General features: G+C 57.5%; 16 protein-coding genes. 14 read left to right on the top strand and 2 right to left on the bottom strand.

The features are described from left to right. Window positions 1-349 precede the first annotated feature (349 nt). The 10 genes from ACWJJK_RS23045 (at window position 350) to ACWJJK_RS23000 (ending at window position 12,539) form a co-directional block, all read left to right on the top strand. A complete protein-coding gene (locus ACWJJK_RS23045; RefSeq protein WP_156879916.1) occupies window positions 350-1,021 on the top strand; it encodes a ribonuclease T2 family protein in 672 nt (223 codons plus the stop codon). Between the two features lie 48 nt (window positions 1,022-1,069). Beyond that, on the top strand, window positions 1,070-1,432 hold the full coding sequence (locus tag ACWJJK_RS23040) for a DUF3375 family protein (protein ID WP_205780640.1): 363 nt from the start codon (window positions 1,070-1,072) through the stop codon (window positions 1,430-1,432). Between the two features lie 483 nt (window positions 1,433-1,915). Further along, window positions 1,916-4,327 (top strand): EcoAI/FtnUII family type I restriction enzme subunit R, encoded by a 2,412-nt coding sequence (gene hsdR / locus ACWJJK_RS23035; protein ID WP_454128519.1) that lies wholly within the window; start codon window positions 1,916-1,918, stop codon window positions 4,325-4,327. Between the two features lie 284 nt (window positions 4,328-4,611). After that, a complete protein-coding gene (locus ACWJJK_RS23030; protein ID WP_156879914.1) occupies window positions 4,612-6,354 on the top strand; it encodes an N-6 DNA methylase in 1,743 nt (580 codons plus the stop codon). Next, window positions 6,354-8,300, top strand: a complete 1,947-nt coding sequence (locus tag ACWJJK_RS23025; protein WP_156879913.1) for a restriction endonuclease subunit S — start codon at window positions 6,354-6,356, stop codon at window positions 8,298-8,300. The genes ACWJJK_RS23030 and ACWJJK_RS23025 overlap by 1 nt, the downstream gene beginning before the upstream one ends. Window positions 8,301-8,438: 138 nt before the next feature. After that, window positions 8,439-8,630: a hypothetical protein gene (locus ACWJJK_RS23020; protein WP_077728261.1), complete on the top strand. Its 192-nt coding sequence runs from the start codon at window positions 8,439-8,441 to the stop codon at window positions 8,628-8,630. 14 nt (window positions 8,631-8,644) lie between these two features. After that, entirely contained in the window at window positions 8,645-10,273 is a 1,629-nt protein-coding gene (locus ACWJJK_RS23015) for an ATP-binding protein (RefSeq protein WP_156879912.1), read from the top strand. Then, window positions 10,270-11,127, top strand: coding sequence for an HNH endonuclease family protein (locus ACWJJK_RS23010; RefSeq protein WP_077728263.1), 858 nt, complete (start codon window positions 10,270-10,272; stop codon window positions 11,125-11,127). Before ACWJJK_RS23015 ends, ACWJJK_RS23010 begins: the two co-directional genes overlap by 4 nt. Continuing rightward, window positions 11,124-11,570: a virulence RhuM family protein gene (locus tag ACWJJK_RS23005; protein WP_434101806.1), complete on the top strand. Its 447-nt coding sequence runs from the start codon at window positions 11,124-11,126 to the stop codon at window positions 11,568-11,570. Before ACWJJK_RS23010 ends, ACWJJK_RS23005 begins: the two co-directional genes overlap by 4 nt. Before the next feature lie 18 nt (window positions 11,571-11,588). Next, on the top strand, window positions 11,589-12,539 hold the full coding sequence (locus ACWJJK_RS23000; RefSeq protein WP_454128518.1) for an acetylxylan esterase: 951 nt from the start codon (window positions 11,589-11,591) through the stop codon (window positions 12,537-12,539). A gap of 347 nt (window positions 12,540-12,886) precedes the next feature. Here the strand turns inward: ACWJJK_RS23000 and rpmG are convergent, their stop codons facing one another. Beyond that, window positions 12,887-13,042 (bottom strand): 50S ribosomal protein L33, encoded by a 156-nt coding sequence (gene rpmG / locus ACWJJK_RS22995; RefSeq protein WP_077728264.1) that lies wholly within the window; start codon window positions 13,040-13,042, stop codon window positions 12,887-12,889. Window positions 13,043-13,056: 14 nt separating this feature from the next. Then, window positions 13,057-13,293 (bottom strand): 50S ribosomal protein L28, encoded by a 237-nt coding sequence (gene rpmB / locus ACWJJK_RS22990; RefSeq protein ID WP_077728265.1) that lies wholly within the window; start codon window positions 13,291-13,293, stop codon window positions 13,057-13,059. Window positions 13,294-13,394: 101 nt separating this feature from the next. Between rpmB and gshB the strand changes: the two genes are divergently transcribed. The 4 genes from gshB to ACWJJK_RS22970 all read left to right on the top strand — a co-directional run bounded on the left by gshB (window position 13,395) and on the right by ACWJJK_RS22970 (window position 17,397). Further along, window positions 13,395-14,345 carry a glutathione synthase gene (gene gshB, locus ACWJJK_RS22985; RefSeq protein WP_086133810.1) on the top strand — a complete coding sequence of 317 codons (951 nt, stop codon included), beginning with the start codon at window positions 13,395-13,397 and terminating at the stop codon, window positions 14,343-14,345. A gap of 12 nt (window positions 14,346-14,357) precedes the next feature. Next, window positions 14,358-15,209 (top strand): energy transducer TonB, encoded by an 852-nt coding sequence (locus ACWJJK_RS22980; RefSeq protein ID WP_077728267.1) that lies wholly within the window; start codon window positions 14,358-14,360, stop codon window positions 15,207-15,209. Between the two features lie 236 nt (window positions 15,210-15,445). Continuing rightward, window positions 15,446-16,204, top strand: a complete 759-nt coding sequence (locus ACWJJK_RS22975; RefSeq protein WP_156879911.1) for a hypothetical protein — start codon at window positions 15,446-15,448, stop codon at window positions 16,202-16,204. Then, entirely contained in the window at window positions 16,201-17,397 is a 1,197-nt protein-coding gene (locus tag ACWJJK_RS22970; RefSeq protein ID WP_077728269.1) for a hypothetical protein, read from the top strand. The genes ACWJJK_RS22975 and ACWJJK_RS22970 overlap by 4 nt, the downstream gene beginning before the upstream one ends. The last annotated feature ends 17 nt before the right edge of the window (window positions 17,398-17,414 follow it).

The following is a 17,414-nucleotide window of genomic DNA, read 5'->3' as shown; positions in this document are numbered from 1 at the left end:
TAATCCTAGAAACGGCAGTTGACCGCTTCGATGCATTAGAGAAGTCCAATGAATCGTAAGTGTCCGACCTTGTACCGATTTCACCGCTTGGGTGAAGCCGCTACGCATCCGATTGCACGGCGGGCCGGCCACCTGGCGGCGTTGCTCCTTCTTGCGGGAGACCACCCCGCGGCGGCGTCGCGCCTTGCCAGCCGACCCGCCCGCCGCACACTCGAGCACGTCCAACTGCCGTTTCTAGGATAATCCCGAAAAGACACGAGCTATTCATCTCGAAAACGCATAAGAAAACCGTGATCCTAAACCCATCGCAAACGGTCGCTTCAGCCACACCGCTTCTTGGGGGAAGACCGTGAACATCCTGAAGAGAATCGTCTTATTCGCACTGGCCTTTTCAGCTCTTCCGGCATATGCGGACTGGAGCGCGGAAGACGAATACGCGTGCAGTGATAATGTGGCCGGCAAATTCAAGTATTACGCCCTGGCCCTGTCCTGGTCGCCGGAGTTCTGCCGTTCCCATCCCGGTCTCCGGGACGAGCCGCAGTGCCGGGAAAACCGTCGATTCATTGTCCACGGACTTTGGCCTCAGTGCGAAAACGACGCTCCGCGCGATTGCCAAGACGGCGGACGCCCGGATCGGGTCGATAAACGCAGGATTCACGCCTTCATGCCGTCGGACTATCTGATCCGTCACGAATGGAAGGCCCACGGAACCTGCACCGCGCTGTCCCGCAGCGGCTATTTCGAGCTGACCGAAGCGCTTTACCGAAAACTGAATTTGCCCGGCCTCGCCGAAACCGCCGAAGCGGAGGAGATCGAGCGGCTGTTCATGGAAAAGAATCCAGGGCTCGATGACGACGAAATCGTGCTGTCCTGCGGTGCGAACGGCCAAAGGAGCAGCGCCCAGACCCTCGACGAAGTCATCGTTTGTTTCGACCGCGACACCCACGCCTTTACCCGCTGCGAGAGCATCCGCGACACCTGCCGGACGCAGAAAACCGTCACGATCACCGGAGCGCGTTGAACGCGGAGAAGCCGGCCAAATAAGCACAGACAAGCGATTGCATCCCGCATGAGCCTCGACTACGTCACCCTCGACCTCCTCCGCCAGAACCACCCGGCCTGGCGCTTGCTGCGCTCGGATCACGCGCCGCTGGTGGCGAGTTTTCTGCATCGCGTGTTCGTCGCGCCCAATGTGCGGACGATGGCGCAGTCGGACCTGGCCGAAGCGCTGGAGGACGAGTTGTTCGGGCTGCGCGAGCGGCTGGGGGAGGACGCATTCCCTAAGCCTGCGCTCGAATACCTGAACGACTGGGGCGGCAACGACACCCACGGCTTCGCCATCCTGGACAGCATGCGCAAGCTCGCCGGACACCAGCACAGCGCGATAGAGGACTATTACGGAATTCCGCGAGCCGGAATAAGCCCGTCCTGAGCGAAGTCGAAGGGGCGGCAGCCGTTCCCGGCAAACAGGTGCAAATCAGCATGGTAGGTCGGGAATCCCTTCCCGACATAAGGGATGCGTCGGCAAAGGATTGCCGACCTACGACTAAGCTCTTTAGTTGGAAGGGAGTAGAGTAACCGCCGTGACTATCATGTCGAGCCTCGTCCTTGCCCGCTCACTCCATTCAAAAAGATCCATATTTCGCATGAAACTTCATTCTTATTGGTTTATTGCAATGTATACATGACAATAATTTAATGTGGCGCTCACAAGAAGAACTAACCGGCCTGTCGACAAAAACCGCAAACGCGATATGACCCCGCTGCTCAGCGTCCTCACCGGGGCTGCTATTTTCAAGCATCAATTCACCGCTTCGCGCTTCACGCGACGACGCAAGCGCCAAACCTTCGGCCGAGCTGTCCTTACGTTCATCGAATTACCGCGATGTTTCGTTAAATAGACGGGGAGAAGTAATTGGACAAGTTACTGCTCAGCGAGCGCGACATCTGCACAAAGTTCATCACACCGGCGATTCAACAAGCCGGGTGGCAGCAGCACGAGTTCCGCGAGGAAGTGCAACTCACCGATGGTCGAGTCATGGTGCGAGGCAAGTTGGCCGCACGCATCAAGAATCCGGATGCGAAGGGCGGACCAAAGCGTGCGGATTATGTCCTCTACGCTCGCCCGAATGTTCCCATTGCCGTCATCGAAGCCAAGCAGAACAAATACCCGGTGGGGCATGGAATGCCGCAGGCACTGATCTATGCTGAACTCCTGGATGCCCCTTTCGCCATCAGCAGCAACGGCAACGGATTTCTTCTGCACGACCGCACTGGCCTGACCCAACCGGTCGAGCGCGAATTGTCGCTCAGCGAATTCCCTTCACCGGCGACATTGTGGCCACTGTATCAGCAGTGGAAAGGGCTGACGGAGCCCGACGCCGTCAAACTCGTCGAGCAGCCTTACTACAGCGACGGCAGCGGTCGCGAGCCCCGTTACTATCAGCGCGTGGCGATCAACCGGGCGATCGAGGCCATTGCCAAAGGCCAGCAGCGCATATTGCTCGTCATGGCGACGGGCACCGGAAAAACATACACCGCCTTCCAAATCATTTGGCGGTTGTGGAAAGCCAAGACCAAGAAACGCATTCTCTTCCTGGCGGACCGCAACATCCTCGTCGATCAGACCATGCAGCAGGACTTTGCGCCATTCGGCGAAGTCATGCACAAGATCACCAACCGAGAGGTCAAGAAGAACTATGAGGTTTACCTTGCCCTTTACCAGGCGGTGACGGGCAAAGAAGAGTGGAAGCAGATTTACCGCCAGTTCCCCGCCGACTTCTTCGATCTGGTGGTCGTCGATGAATGTCACCGCGGTAGCGCAGCCGACGACTCGGTCTGGCGAGAGGTGCTGGACTACTTCTCCACAGCCACTCACCTAGGATTGACCGCAACACCCAGGGAAACCAAAGAGGTCAGCAACATCACCTACTTTGGCGAACCGGTCTACACCTACTCTCTCAGGCAAGGCATCGAAGACGGCTTCCTCGCCCCGTATAAGGTGATCCGAATCGTCACGGACGCCGACGCTTTGGGTTACACGCCGGAAAAAGGCAAGCTCGACAAGCACGGCCGAACCGTCGAACAACGCCAGTACAACACCAGGGACTTCGACCGCAATCTGGTGCTTGAGAAGCGCACCAAGCTGGTAGCCGCCAAGGTGTGGGAATACCTCAAAGGCACCGATCCGATGGCCAAGACCATCGTGTTTTGCGACGATCAGGACCACGCCGAGCGCATGCGCCAGGAACTGGTCAAGCTGATTCCCGCCGCAGCCGCCAATCGCCGCTACGTGATGCGCATCACCGGCGACGATAATGAGGGCAAGGCGCAGCTCTCCTATTTCATCGACAACGACGAGCCCTATCCTGTCATCGCCACAACCTCCAAGCTCCTGACCACCGGCGTCGATGCGAAGACGTGCAAGCTCATCGTACTGGACCAGACGATCAACTCGATGACCGAGTTCAAGCAGATCATCGGCCGCGGGACGCGCCTGCGAGAGGACTACCACAAGCTCTACTTCACCATCATGGACTTCAAGGGAGCCACGCGCCTCTTCGCGGATCCCGATTTCGACGGCGAACCGGTCGTCATTTACGAGCCCAAGCCGGACGAACCGGTCGTGCCCCCGGACGAGCAAGAATCTCCCACGACCACCAGCGAACCCGCACCACAACCCTACGGCCCCACGTCCGGCGAAAACGGCGACGAGAGCCCCAGCGGTGGCGAGGGCCGCGTCAAATACGTCCTGGACGACGTTGAGGTGCAGGTGGCTGTCGAGCGCTCCCAATATCTCGATGCGGACGGCAAGCTCATCACCGAGGATTACCGAGTCCTCCTCGAGGAGGACATCCGGAAGTCGCTGCGATCGCAGTTCGGCTCGCTGACCGACTTCTTGCGTCGCTGGTCGGAAGCCGAGCGCAAGCAAGCGATCCTGGATGAACTCGGGAATCGCGGCGTGCCGCTGGAAGTCCTGCAACAAGCCGTGCCCAACGGCGAAGACATCGATGCCTTCGACCTGGTCGCACACGTCGCTTTCGACCGGAAGCCACTGACCCGCCGCGAGCGTGCGAACGAAGTAAAGAAGCGGGACGTTTTCGGCAGATACGGCGAACAGGCACGGGCCGTACTCGAAGCTCTGCTGGAAAAATTCGCCGACCACGGTGTTCAGGACATCGAAGACCCCAAGATCCTGGAGTTGCCGCCCTTCGATCAGTACGGCACGAAAACCGAAATCCGCAGGGGCATTTTCGGCGGAGCCGACCAATACGCCCAAGCGATAACCGAACTCGAACAAGCGCTTTACGATGAAAAACGTGCCTGACCCCGTCGCAATCCGTTCCGCGATCCGGTAGGTTACGACGCGCGCCGAAGCCACGAGTAAGCGGCCGGAACCGCCGTGCGCGCCTAGTGCATTTTCCGATTCAGTGTAGCGGAGCCCAAGGCGTAGGTCGGCAATCCCTTGCCGACAAAGCCCCTTGCCGATGTCGTGTGTCGGCAAGGGATTGCCGACCTACTAGCTTCCCGACCCCTACCGCTAAACCGGGGTGAAAGATGCTCTAATTTACCCAACGACAGACGACCTAACCACGATAACGACAACCGACGATGAATCTCAGCAGTACCATCAAATCCATCCAGGACATCATGCGCAAGGACGATGGCGTCGATGGCGACGCCCAGCGCATTGGTCAACTTACCTGGATGCTTTTCCTTAAGGTCTTCGACCAACGCGAGGAAGAGTGGGAAGAGGACGATCCCAAGTACAAATCGCCCATTAAGGAAAGATTCCGCTGGCGAAACTGGGCAGCTTATGAAGCCGACGCCGACGGCAAGAAAAAGCCGCAGACCCAAGGCAGCGCGCTGATCCCTTTCGTCAACAACGACCTGTTCCCGGCACTGAAAGAGATCGACGCCTCTGACGGCCCGATGGCCAAGGTCATCAGGCAGGTCTTCGAGGATTCCAACAACTACATGAAGTCCGGACCGCTGATGCTGGCCGTGATCGAGAAGCTGGAAGAAGCCATCAACTTCCACGACTTCAAAGCCCGCGCCCAACTGGGAGACGTCTACGAGCAAATCCTCAACGACCTGCGCAGTGCCGGCAACGCGGGAGAGTTCTATACCCCGCGCGCCATCACCCAGTTCATGGTGGATAGGGTCAACCCGAATCTCGCGAAACGCGAAAAGGTGCTCGACCCCGCTTGCGGAACCGGCGGCTTCTTGACTGCCGCCATCGACCACTTCCGGCATCAGCTCAATGAAAAATCCAGCGCCGAAGACAAACGCGCCATCGAAGAACTGATTCGCGGCATCGAAAAGAAGCAGCTTCCCCATCTGCTGTGCACCACCAATATGCTGCTGCACGGCATCGACGTGCCCAGCCAGATCGAGCACCGCAATACGCTGGGCCGGCCGTGGAACGATTGGCGGGCCGATGAACGGGTCGATTGCCTGCTCACCAATCCGCCGTTCGGCGGATACGAGGACGACAACGCCGGCCAGGATTACCTGATCCAGAGCAGGGAAACAGCCGACATGTTCATGCTCCTCATCGTCAAACGTCTTTTGAAGGAAGGAGGCCGCGCGGCGGTGGTATTACCCGACGGCTTCATGTTCGGCGACGGCATCAAGGCCCGGTTGAAAGAAATGCTGCTCGAAGAGTGCAACCTCCACACCGTCGTCCGCCTGCCCAAGGGCGTGTTCGCGCCCTACACCGGCATCAAGACCAATTTGCTGTTTTTCACCAAGGGCAAGCCCACCGAAACCATCTGGTTTTACGAGCACCCTTACCCCGCGGGGTACAAGAGCTATTCCAAGACCAAACCGATACGCTTCGAAGAATTCCACGCAGAAATCGCCTGGTGGGGCTCGGAAGGCAATGACTTCGCCGACAGGGTGGAGAACGAATTCGCCTGGAAGCTCGACTTCAAGACCAAGAAGCAGGAGGCGGTAGCCGCCGCCAAGCCGCATTTGGACAAGGCCGAAGAACTGAACAACCAGGCCGCGCAACTGGAGAACCGCGCTCGCGACCTGCGCAACTCCATCAACGGAGTTACGGATGCCCAGAATCGCAAACAGGCGGAAACCCGGATTGCCGAACTGCGCGAACAGGCCGAATCCTTGCGCCGGCAGGCTCGCGACGCCCAGGCGGCGGGTGACCGCCTCTACTGGCCCATCTACAACCTCGACCTCAAGAACCCCAACGCGCCGGAAGAAGAAAGCCACGATCCCGACGTACTGCTGGAGAAATACAAGAAACTGCTCGGCGAAATCGAAGAGACGCAAAATCTGCTGAAGAGTGAGCTTGCCGCGGCCCTCGCACATCACTTTGCCGGTGAAGATGCCTGATGGATGCGCAGCGGTTTTTGGCGGAGTTTGGGCATATTGCGAATGCGCTGGGAGGGGTACAGCGGCTGCGGGAGATGATCCTTTCTCTAGCGGTTTCAGGCGACTTACTTGTAAACGATACACCACAAGATGCGCGCCCACTTCTTGAGTCGATAGTAGAGAAGAAACGTTCGCACAAAGATCAGAAGAGGGTGGTTCAACCCCAAGAACCATTAAGGCCCGGCGATATTCGGGCACCTGCCCACTGGGCTCCGTGTCGCCTGGGCGATCTCGTCTTGACAATTACTGGTGGCGGCACACCGTCAAAAAGTAGTTCAGCCTATTGGGGAGGTGAAATCCCTTGGGCAAGTGTCAAGGACATTAAGGATCACAAATACATAACGAGCACTGAAGACCGAATTACAGAAGATGGACTGAAAAACAGCTCATCTAATCTAATTCCGCCTGGCAGGGTCATCGTCTGTACCCGCATGGGACTGGGCAAGCTTGTAATCAATCAAGTTGCGATTGCCATCAATCAAGACTTGAAAGCACTTGAGCTGCCAAGCGAAGTCAGTGTTGATTATTTCTACATTCTGTATCGGACTCGGAACATTAAAGGCAAGGGTACAACCGTTTCAGGCATTAAACAGGATCAGTTACTCGCGTTACCAGTCGCTCTTCCCCCTATAGATGAGCAAATCCGCATCGTCGCCAAAGTCGATGAACTGATGGCCTTGTGCGACGAGCTGGAAGCGCAGCAGCAAGACCGCCGCAAACTGCAAAACGCCCTGCGCCAGTCCACTTTGCAAGCCGTCGCCGCCGCCACCAGCCCGCACGAACTGCAAACCACCTGGGCGCGCCTCGACGAGAATTTCGGACAGATCTTTCAGGCACCGGAGGATGTGGATGACTTCATAGCCGAGATGAAGAATTTGGCAGTGCGCGGTTTGCTTGAACTGCCTTCGTTGTCACCTCCCGCCATTAATGAAATCAAGGAAAGCTGCGATAAGCTCCGTGCTAGCTATATTGAGTCTGGCCTGATGCGACGGCAGAAAATCATCGGCGCCGCGAACTCCGATGTCAGTTATCCGGAGCACTGGGCCATCACCCCGTTTGATGAAGTGGCCATCGTAATTGGGGGAGTGACGAAGGGGCGCGACCTCCGCAACCGAGATGTCATCACCTGTCCTTACCTTGCGGTGGCAAACGTTCAGCGAGGTTTCTTCAGGCTTCAAGACTTGAAGATGATTCAGATCGCGCGGGACGAGCTGGAAAAGTACGTCGTCGCAGAGGGCGACTTGCTAATCACTGAAGGTGGCGACTGGGATAAGGTGGGCCGAACGGCAATATGGCGCGGCGGCGTTGAGAGCTGCCTTCATCAAAACCATGTGTTCAAGGCACGGATACCAAGCGAATTGCTACTCAACGAATGGGTGGAGTTAGTGTTCAATTCGGGCGTAGGCCGCGACTATTTTGCCGGTGCATCTAAACAGACCACGAATTTGGCGTCGATCAATATGACGCAGCTTCGTAGCTTTCCGTTGCCTATTCCGCCCCTGGAAGAACAGCGGGCCATTCTTGGAAAACTAAGTAGCCTGACAGAACGCTGTATGGCGTGGCGGAACCTGTTGCAGAGAAAGGAAGAGCTTGGCTCGCTTCTGGCTAACGCCACCATCGCGTCCTTGACAGGAATTGCCATCGAACAAGAAGAAGACGTACCCATGAAAGCCCCCCAAACCGAACTGAGCGCCCCACTGCGTTTGGGCCAAACACCTGACACCAAAGCCCAGGCCCCGCTCGCTTCTATCCTGGCTCGCCACAACGGCGAAATGAACGCCAAGGATTTGTGGCAGCGCTTCGGCGGCGAGATCGATGCCTTCTATGCCCAGCTCAAGCTCGAAGTGAGCAAGGGCTGGATCCGGGAGCCTGCCGTAGCCGAGATGCGGGTAGCGGAGGCGGATTGATGCCCATTTGCCGGATCATCGCACGCGCTGCTTCTTCAACAGCGAGCCAGTGCCGGAACTGGTGTTTGAGCAGACTGGCCATACTCGCAATGTTTTTCACCCGGAGTTTTTCGATCTCTTGCAAAAGGAGGCTCACCCATGAGCGCCACGCCCACGCCTAGTTCTGAAACTCAGGCCATGCTGGAAAGCCTGCGACAGGCCGTTGCTCAAACTTTGGAGCGCAAGAAGCGCTTGGGGCAATACGCCGTTTTCTGGCATCACAACATCCCGATCGCGGTGGGCGATGATGCCCCCAAGTCCTTGCAAACCCAAGACCAAGTGAAGAAGTAAAAAACACGCCAATCATGCATTTGCAGCGAATAAGCATTCGGGACTTCAAGAACCTGAAAGACTTCGAGATTCACTTCAGCGAATATTTCGACCATGCCGGGGGTGACAGCGCCCCTCAAGAGGCCAAGCCCATCCGGAGCCACGCCGTGATCGGCCAGAACGGCACGGGCAAGTCGAACCTGATCGAAGCCATCATCACCATTTTTCGGGATGTGGATTTAAACAACGATGCCAGCTTCGACTATGAGCTCGATTACAAGATCAGGGGGCACGAAATCACGCTTAAGGCGAATCGCCGCATCGGCAATCGCCCGCTGGTCACGATAGACGGCAAGGCGTCGTCGCAAAGCCATCTCAGCGAACACGCCAGGGAATACCTGCCCTCGCATGTCTTCGCCTACTACTCGGGCAAGAACGAGCGGCTGGAGGCCTTGTTCCAAGCCCACCAGGAGCGCTTCAAGAACCTGCTGCGTCGCGATGGCGACGACCTGATCCGGCGTCTTTTCTATTGCCGCGGCGGACACAGCCAACTCGTACTGCTGGCCTGCCTGTTGTCGGACGATCCTGTCTTTGCAAAGTTGCTGGAGAACCTGAACATCGAGGCCCTGGAATCGGCCCTGTTCGTGCTCAAGCAGCCGCATACGCTGCGCGATCCCAAGGACAAGGATATTCTCGAAGGCGACCCTCGGTTCTGGTATGCGCGCGGGACGGTGGTCAGCGACCTGCTCGACAAGCTTTGGCAAGTCGCCTGGGCGCCGATCGAAGAAACCAAGGATGTGCAAATCGACTTCCGGCGCCGCCCGGAGAAGCAGAAACGCTTATACCTGTACGTGCCCAATCGAAAGAAGCTGAACGAGCTGGGTGAAATGGTAGGAACGCCGGACAGATTCTTTCGCTACGCCGAAGGCGCGTACATCGGCGACCTGCTGGAAGAAGTCCGCATCACGATCAAGAAGCACGAAGAGAATGGGGGCAATGTCAGCTTCACCCAGCTGTCCGAAGGCGAGCTGCAAATGCTCACCGTGCTGGGCTTGATGCGCATCACCAGCGAAGATCACTGTCTTTTCCTGCTCGACGAGCCCGATACGCATCTGAACCCGATCTGGAAGCTGCGTTATTTCGACGATATCGAAAGCGTGCTGAAACCCCGCGAAGGAGCTGTGGTGCAAGGCGAATCGCAGATCATCATCACGACGCACGATCCGATGATGATCGGCAGCCTCAAGCGAGAACAGGTACGCATACTGCGCAAAGAAGGCGAGAAATCGGTTGTGGATATTCCCGACACCAATCCGCAAGGCATGGGTGTAACCGGGCTATTGAAAAGCGAGTTGTTCGGATTGGCCTCCACGCTGGATTCGGAAACCGAGCGTCGTCTGCATCGACGCAACTACCTATTTGCATTGGACGATAAACGTACAGCAGAAGAGGACGCGGAGCTCACCCGTCTGAGCGCCGAGCTTGCCGATCTGGGTTTCTCTAACTCCGACTTCAAGGACCCGTACTACGCCATGTTTGTACGCAAGATGGCCATGCATACACGCTTTCACAAACGAACGCTGACGCCTGAGGAGCAGAAAGCGCAGGACGCGATAGCCGACGAGATCATCGATGAGATTCTGCGCGAAGAGGGTGAGGAATGATCTGGATCGATCTCGAAAACCGTCGGCCTACCGATACCGACATTCCTAAATGGACACCCTGGACCGAAGCGCAGTGGCAGAACTGGCTTAACGAGTCTGCACGGCTCATTAACGAGTTGGAGAAATTGCAGCGTGCGGGCGATATCAAAGCTCGAAACGAACTGATCGATAAGCACGGCGACCACTGGGGCAAGTTGAAGCCATGGCTTCTGGCTCTTTCAGCCGGGAAGTGCTGGTTTTCCGAGGCAAAAGAAATCTATTCGCATATGGACGTCGAACACTTCCGCCCCAAAAAGGAAGCGAAAACTTTCGATGGTACCGTGCGTGACGGTTACTGGTGGCTGGCCTTCGACTACATGAACTTTCGGGCCTGCGGAAACGTCGGCAACCGCAAGAAAGGCGGATGGTTCCCACTGCTGGAGGGATCACTCTGCTCGACCTATGAAAACCGATGCGAAGAATCCGAAGCGCCTTACCTGCTCGATCCCATAGACAATGACGATGTCAACCTTCTCGCCTTCGATGAGGAAGGAAAAGCCATAGCCGCTCCTGGAGCTACTACCTGGGAGGAACATCGGGTCGATGAAACGATCAAGCGCCTGAAGTTAAACGAGCACGAAGCCCTAACCGAAGAACGCAAGAAGATATGGCAACGAATGACGCGGACGATCGAGCAATACAGAACGGCTAAATCCCGATGTGGCACAGGCGGTAATCCGGCTGCCAAACAAAAGGTGCGCGACTGTCTTCGCGAAATCAAGGCCATGACGGAACGAGACGCCGAACTTTCCGCAGTGGCTAAGTGGTGTGTACTGTTTCGCAACGATCCTCAACTCGCGAGATTGGTGTCGTGAGTCAGCCAGAAAGAAGCATCGCCGAATTCCTCCTCTACGAAACCGAGGATGGCCGTACCCGCGTCGAATGCCGCTTCGCCGACGACACGTTATGGTTGACTCAAGCTCTGATGGCGGAGTTGTTTCAGAAGGATGTTCGTACGATCAATGAACACCTGCAGAACATCTACGAGGAACAGGAGCTTGACCCGGAGGCAACTATCCGGAAATTCCGGATAGTTCGCCAGGAAGGCAACCGCAAGGTCAGCCGCAACATCGATCATTACAACCTGGACGCCATCCTCGCCGTGGGCTACCGAGTACGCTCGGTGCGCGGCACGCAGTTCCGCCGCTGGGCCACGGAGCGTTTGCGGGAGTATCTGGCAAAGGGCTTCACACTGATGGTCACGAGACTTGTAAGATACCTATACCCTCCGAGCGAGGGCGGATTCAGAGCTTCTTAGAGTCATTCGCGACAAATCGTGATTTCCGCCAAACCCCCTTTCGATCCCACCTACGGCTACACCCTGGAGTCGCTGCTTCGGGTCGACTGCCCGGAGGAACCCGGCGATTTCGCCGAGTTCTGGGAAACCCGTTACCGGCGCGCGCTGAGCGTTTACCCGAACCCCGAGCTGTCTCGCGGCAAAGACGTTCATCCGGACTTCGATGTTTACGATGTCCGTTATCGATCGACGGACGATTATATGATCGGCGGCTGGCTGCTGAGCCCCAAACACGGGCCGATTCGGCGGGGGCTGGTGGTGGGGCACGGTTACGGCGGCCGGGAGGGTCCGGATTTCGATCTTCCGGTCGGCGAAGCGGCGGTGTTGTTTCCCTGCTTCCGCGGGCTTTCCTTGAGCCGCGACCCGCGCCTGCCGGACAACCCCGCCCGTCATGTCCTGCACGGCATCGGCCAGCGCGATCGTTACATCCTGGGCGGCTGCGTCGAGGATTTGTGGCTGGCGGTCTCGGCGCTGCTGAACGTCTTTCCGCAAACCGAAGGGCATATCGGCTACTCGGGGATCAGCTTCGGCGGCGGCATCGGCGCTTTGGCGCTGCCTTGGGAGCCGCGCATTCGCTTGGCCCATCTGAACGTTCCGACCTTCGGCCATCATCCTTTGCGTCTTGCGCTGCCGACCCTGGGAAGCGGGGAAGCCGTCCGAAGATACGAGCGCCGGCACGGGTCCGTGCTGGAAACCTTACGCTATTACGACGCCGCCTGCGCCGCGCGGCACATTCGCATTCCCGTTCATGTCGCGGCGGCCTTGTCCGATCCGTTCGTCGCACCGCCCGGCCAGTTCGCCATCTATAATGCCCTGGCGGGACCGAAACGCTTGTTCGTGCTCAAAGCCGGCCATTCCGATTATCCGGAACGGCTCGAGGAGGAGCGGGCGTTGTTGGCGGAGCTTGGCGCTTTTTTCGAACCACTCTAGGCAGCGCGAAGTTTCCTGTGCCGCTAAAGAGCTTTTCGCCGCGGCTTTTCAGTGAGGACCGAAAAATTCGTAGGTCGGCAATCCCTTGCCGACAAAGCTCCTCGCCGACCGCGTGTGTCGGCAAGGGATTGCCGACCTACTAAACTCGAATGATTTTTCGAACTGCTTGGAGCGAGGCGGGTTTCCGGTGAGGACGGCGCCCGGTCTCAGATTACGCAGCCGAGCGAATGAACTAATCTTGAATCGAGCCGAAAAAAGGCGGGCTGGCCGCCTCGGCTAATGGAACGGCCGGGCGATAAGCCGGATCACGGAGGTCATTTGGGTCCGCGACCCGGACAAATCACGGATTATTTGATTTTCGCTTCCTTGTACAGGACATGCTTGCGGACGACGGGATCGAATTTCTTGATCTCCATCTTTTCCGGCATGTTCCGCTTGTTCTTGGTGGTCGTGTAAAAATGGCCGGTGCCGGCGCTCGATACCAATTTGATTTTGTCGCGCATGGTTCAGACCTCGATTAGACTTTTTCGCCGCGCTTGCGGATATCCGCCAAAACGGCATCGATACCCTTCTTGTCGATGATGCGCATTCCCTGGCTGGAAACGCGAAGGCTTACCCAACGGTTTTCGCTTTCGACCCAAAAACGGTGCTGGTGCAGATTCGGATTGAACAGGCGCTTCGTCTTATTGTTAGCGTGCGAGACGTTATTGCCTACAATACGGCGCTTGCCCGTCACCTGGCATACTCTGGACATGGTTGACCTCTAACTCGCCTAGCTGGAACGGAAATCAGGCTTTATATATGATTCAAGGTTTTTAAGTCAAGCCGCGCTCCTCCTATTACGGAAAAATCGCTATGAGTCTAAAGCTCGGGATCGTCATGGATCCCATCGGAAAAATCAAAATCCACAAAGACACCAGCTTCGCCATGCTGCTGGAGGCCCAGTCGCGGGGTTACGAGCTCCATTACATGGAGCTCAACGATCTTTATTTGCGCGACGGACGCACCTACGCGCGGATGCGCCGCCTGAGCGTGGAGCGCAACCAGCAGTCCTGGTTCAGTTTCCTCGGCGAGACGGTCGCGCCGCTGGATTCCCTGGACGTGGTGTTGATGCGCAAGGACCCGCCTTTCGACCAGGAATACATCTACGCCACCTATCTCTTGGAATGCGCCGAAAACCAGGGGCTTTACGTGGTCAATAAACCACGCTCGCTGCGCGATGCGAACGAAAAGCTCTTTACCGCCTGGTTTCCGCAGTGCTGCCCGCCGACCCTGGTGGCCAGGGAAGGGCACAAGATCCGCGAATTTCTGCACGAACAGGGCGAAATCATCCTGAAGCCCCTGGACGGCATGGGCGGCGCCTCGATTTTCCGCATCGCGGAAAAAGACCCCAATCTGAGCGTCATCCTGGAAACCATGACCCGGCACAACTCGCGCTTCGTCATGGCTCAACGCTATCTGCCGGAAATCGTCGACGGCGACAAGCGCATCCTGCTAGTGAACGGCGAGGCGGTTCCTTATGCTCTCGCCCGTATCCCCGCGCTGGGAGAAAGCCGCGGGAACCTCGCCGCCGGAGGACGCGCGGAGGGACGCGAACTGACCCCGCGGGATCGCTGGATCGCCGAGCAAGTAGGTCCGACCCTTCGCGAAAGAGGACTCGTATTCGTGGGACTGGACGTGATCGGAAACTATCTCACCGAAGTGAACGTGACCAGCCCGACCTGCGTGCAGGAGCTGGATGCACTGTTCGGCTTGAATATCAGTGCCTTGCTGATGAATCATATCGAGTCCGTTGTGCGGGCTTAATAACGTCGACTCATGAATACCGAAAAGGTTTTTTCCGACCGCTTTCTTCTATCCCTGGTTTTTGCCGGCATCGCACACGCCGTTCTCATCCTGGGCGTCAGCTTCGAAATGCCCAAGCACCCGGAAATCAAGAAATCCTTGACCATCGCTCTGGTGCGAAATGCTTCGCAGAAGGCTCCGGAAAAGGCCGACTTTCTCGCTCCGGACAACCAGATAGGCAGCGGAACCCATACCGAAAAGGCGATTCCGAGGAACCAGCCCACACCGCAGGAAGGACAGGGCCAGCAAACCGAAAACGCGCCCAATCCCGCGCATGTTCAGGAAGCCAAACTCAAACGCGTGCTGAGACAGGAAAAATCCGAAAAGAAGATCGTCACGGATCAAGGCACGGAGATACTGCCGGAACCGCAGCCCGTAAAGCTCACCGCCGCGGCGCTCAGCCAGCAGATTGCCGAATTGAGCGCCGAACTGAACAAATCGCGGGAAGACTATGCCCGCCGTCCCAAGCTGGTTTACATCAACTCGGTGAACGCCCACAAATACAAGGCCGCTGCCTACGAGAAGGCCTGGCAGGACAAAATCGAGCGTATCGGCAATCTTAATTATCCCGACGAAGCCCGCCGCCGGAATCTTTCCGGAAGCCTGCTTCTGAGCGTCGGCATCAAGCCGGACGGAACCGTGTACAGCATACAGGTCCGGCATTCTTCCGGCCATCAAGTTCTGGACGACGCCGCAACGAATATCGTGCAGCTTGCCGCTCCCTTCGCACCTTTTCCCCAAGAGCTGAAACAGGAAGCGGATGTTTTGATCATCACCCGCACCTGGCGGTTCGAGAACGATCACCGTCTCCAAACCGGCCCCTGATTCACCCCAGCTTTCCCTGCAAGCTCGGACTCTCCGCCATAACGTCCGAGCGCCTGTCCAGGCAGCCTTCCACCGCCTAGCCTTCCCCCAAAAACCGACTATTCTTGATGTGTCCGGCCAGGACGCCTGGGTCCGCTGACTGAATCTTCCCTTTAGAACGATGTCCGCCGACCCTGTAGAGAGCCGTCCACCTTATCCCTGTTAATTGCCTAGCCGTTTCCTCATTAAGAACACCGATGGTCGATTATCTCTCCCAAGCTCAGCGACCGGCCTTGCCGCGATGCGGTGAGGCAGGGCCCGACGTTGGTCCAGGGAATTTTGCCGAACCGGCCTTTCTGATCGAGGACTCGCTCCAACCGAATCCGCTCTGCCTAGGCACAGAAAACGACGTCGCAGATTATCTGGCCCATTCCGTGTCTGCGGTTCCCGACAACTTGCTGCGACACACTCAGCGGGTGTTGCACCACTACCATCAAAACGACCGAGACGGCCTGTACGCCGCTTTGTTGGACCTTTTCATTGCCCTGGAACACAGGGGACCCTCTCTCCGCAAGCGATTGCTGACAGGGGCGCGGGATCGGTTGACGAAGGATTGCTATGCGCGTCTCGATCGATGGCTTGAATGCGGAAACACGCCCGATTGGGCCGAGCTGCCGCCGGCCGGGCAATCGGTTCTTGCCCCCGGCGTCATCGGTTCGCTGAATTTGGTCCAGGTGTCGATCGATGCCTCGGACGAAGAACGCGACCCGCTGGTGGAAGCGCGGGAACACATCGAATACAGCCAGATCGACCAAGCGAGAGCGGTACTGGAAGGCGCATTGTTCCGACTGCCTGAGCGAACCGATTTACTTGAGGAACTACTGCTGCTGTATCGGGCGACCGGTGATCTCGACAATTTCTTGCACACGCGTGAAAAGCTTCGGGCGATCATGGACCCCTTGCCGGCGATTTGGGACGAGTGCGAACGATATCTGCGAAAGGAACATACCCCATGACCGATTTTGCCATCGCGCCATTAAGGTTGGCGGTTCTAGGGATGGACGAGCGGACTGCGAAACTGTTCAAGATGTTCCTGCACGGCCCTTGCCGAAACCAGGCCGAGATCGTCGGCGACGGAGAAGAAGCGGAAGCCTGTATGATCGACATGGACGCGCAGAGGGCGGCCGAATTGCTGGATCGGGAACGGCAAACCCATCCCGACCGGGTCCTTATCCTGCTTTCCCTGAACGACCGTGCGTCTTCGCCCGAGACCGTTTTTTTGAAGAAACCGGTCCAAGCCGAGAGCATGCTGCAGGCGATCCGGCGCGTCCGGCAAATTCTCCAAGGCCGCCAACCGCGGCAAGCCGGAAAGCCGGAGCCGGAAACCCGCCCGACTCCGTTACGGGCGGTCGTTGCGCCGGAAAAATCGGATGGATCCGTATCCAAAGTGGCCGCCCTAATGGATGAGCAAAGCTTCATGAGCTTTCTGGGCGTCCGCGACGACATCGATCCGACCGTTCCCGAACAGGCTGCGGCGGTCCGCTACGATCCCAAGGATTTTCTGCAGGGGAGCTTCGAATCGGCCTGCGCGCTCGCCATTTCGCATCAACAGGCTTTGCGGGTGGAAACGCCATGGAAGCCGCTGGTCGTCTTTCCACAGATTCGACGGATATGGATCAACGCAGACGAAGCTCAATTGCGCGCCGCCTGCGCGATTCGCATTAACAATCTTGCGCATATGGATATCAGCGGACCCCGCGCGCAAACCGCCAAGGATCTGAAAGTTACGCCGATCGACGCCGGCCAGGCCGAGCTCGATCCGAGCCGGATGATTTCGCTGGATGCCTTCTTATGGAAGATGGCGATCTGGACGTCAAAAGGCAAGATCCCTGTGGACATCTCGTTCGAACACGAGGTAGCCCTCAAACACTGGCCCAATCTGACCCGCTTCCTGCTGATCCCTCATACCATGCGAATCGCAGCACTGTTGTATCACAGCCCCCATACCGTATGCGAGGCGGCGCAGATTTTAGGCATACGGCAGCAGTATGTGTTTGCCTTCATCAGCGCCGCTCATGCCTTGCGACTGATAGAGCAACGGCCGAAACAGCAGACGGCCCGCGCGGAAATTCAGGCGTCGACCGCCAGACCGGAGCCGGAGCGCACGTCCTTTCTCGGGAAGATTTTGAAACACTTGAAAATGTCTTGACGGGAGCGGAATCGAAT

This window comes from Methylocaldum gracile (genome assembly GCF_053646815.1).
Note: the sequence above shows the minus strand (reverse complement) of the source record. Positions and strands in the feature narration are given on the sequence as shown.

Coding starts and splice junctions, on each gene's coding strand:
- ACWJJK_RS23040 (WP_205780640.1), top strand. CDS start 1,070: ATGAGCCTCGACTACGTCACCCTCGACCTCCTCCGCCAGAACCACCCG.
- ACWJJK_RS23030 (WP_156879914.1), top strand. CDS start 4,612: ATGAATCTCAGCAGTACCATCAAATCCATCCAGGACATCATGCGCAAG.
- ACWJJK_RS23025 (WP_156879913.1), top strand. CDS start 6,354: ATGGATGCGCAGCGGTTTTTGGCGGAGTTTGGGCATATTGCGAATGCG.
- ACWJJK_RS23020 (WP_077728261.1), top strand. CDS start 8,439: ATGAGCGCCACGCCCACGCCTAGTTCTGAAACTCAGGCCATGCTGGAA.
- ACWJJK_RS23015 (WP_156879912.1), top strand. CDS start 8,645: ATGCATTTGCAGCGAATAAGCATTCGGGACTTCAAGAACCTGAAAGAC.
- ACWJJK_RS23010 (WP_077728263.1), top strand. CDS start 10,270: ATGATCTGGATCGATCTCGAAAACCGTCGGCCTACCGATACCGACATT.
- rpmG (WP_077728264.1), bottom strand. CDS start 13,042: ATGCGCGACAAAATCAAATTGGTATCGAGCGCCGGCACCGGCCATTTT.
- rpmB (WP_077728265.1), bottom strand. CDS start 13,293: ATGTCCAGAGTATGCCAGGTGACGGGCAAGCGCCGTATTGTAGGCAAT.
- gshB (WP_086133810.1), top strand. CDS start 13,395: ATGAGTCTAAAGCTCGGGATCGTCATGGATCCCATCGGAAAAATCAAA.
- ACWJJK_RS22980 (WP_077728267.1), top strand. CDS start 14,358: ATGAATACCGAAAAGGTTTTTTCCGACCGCTTTCTTCTATCCCTGGTT.
- ACWJJK_RS22975 (WP_156879911.1), top strand. CDS start 15,446: ATGGTCGATTATCTCTCCCAAGCTCAGCGACCGGCCTTGCCGCGATGC.
- ACWJJK_RS22970 (WP_077728269.1), top strand. CDS start 16,201: ATGACCGATTTTGCCATCGCGCCATTAAGGTTGGCGGTTCTAGGGATG.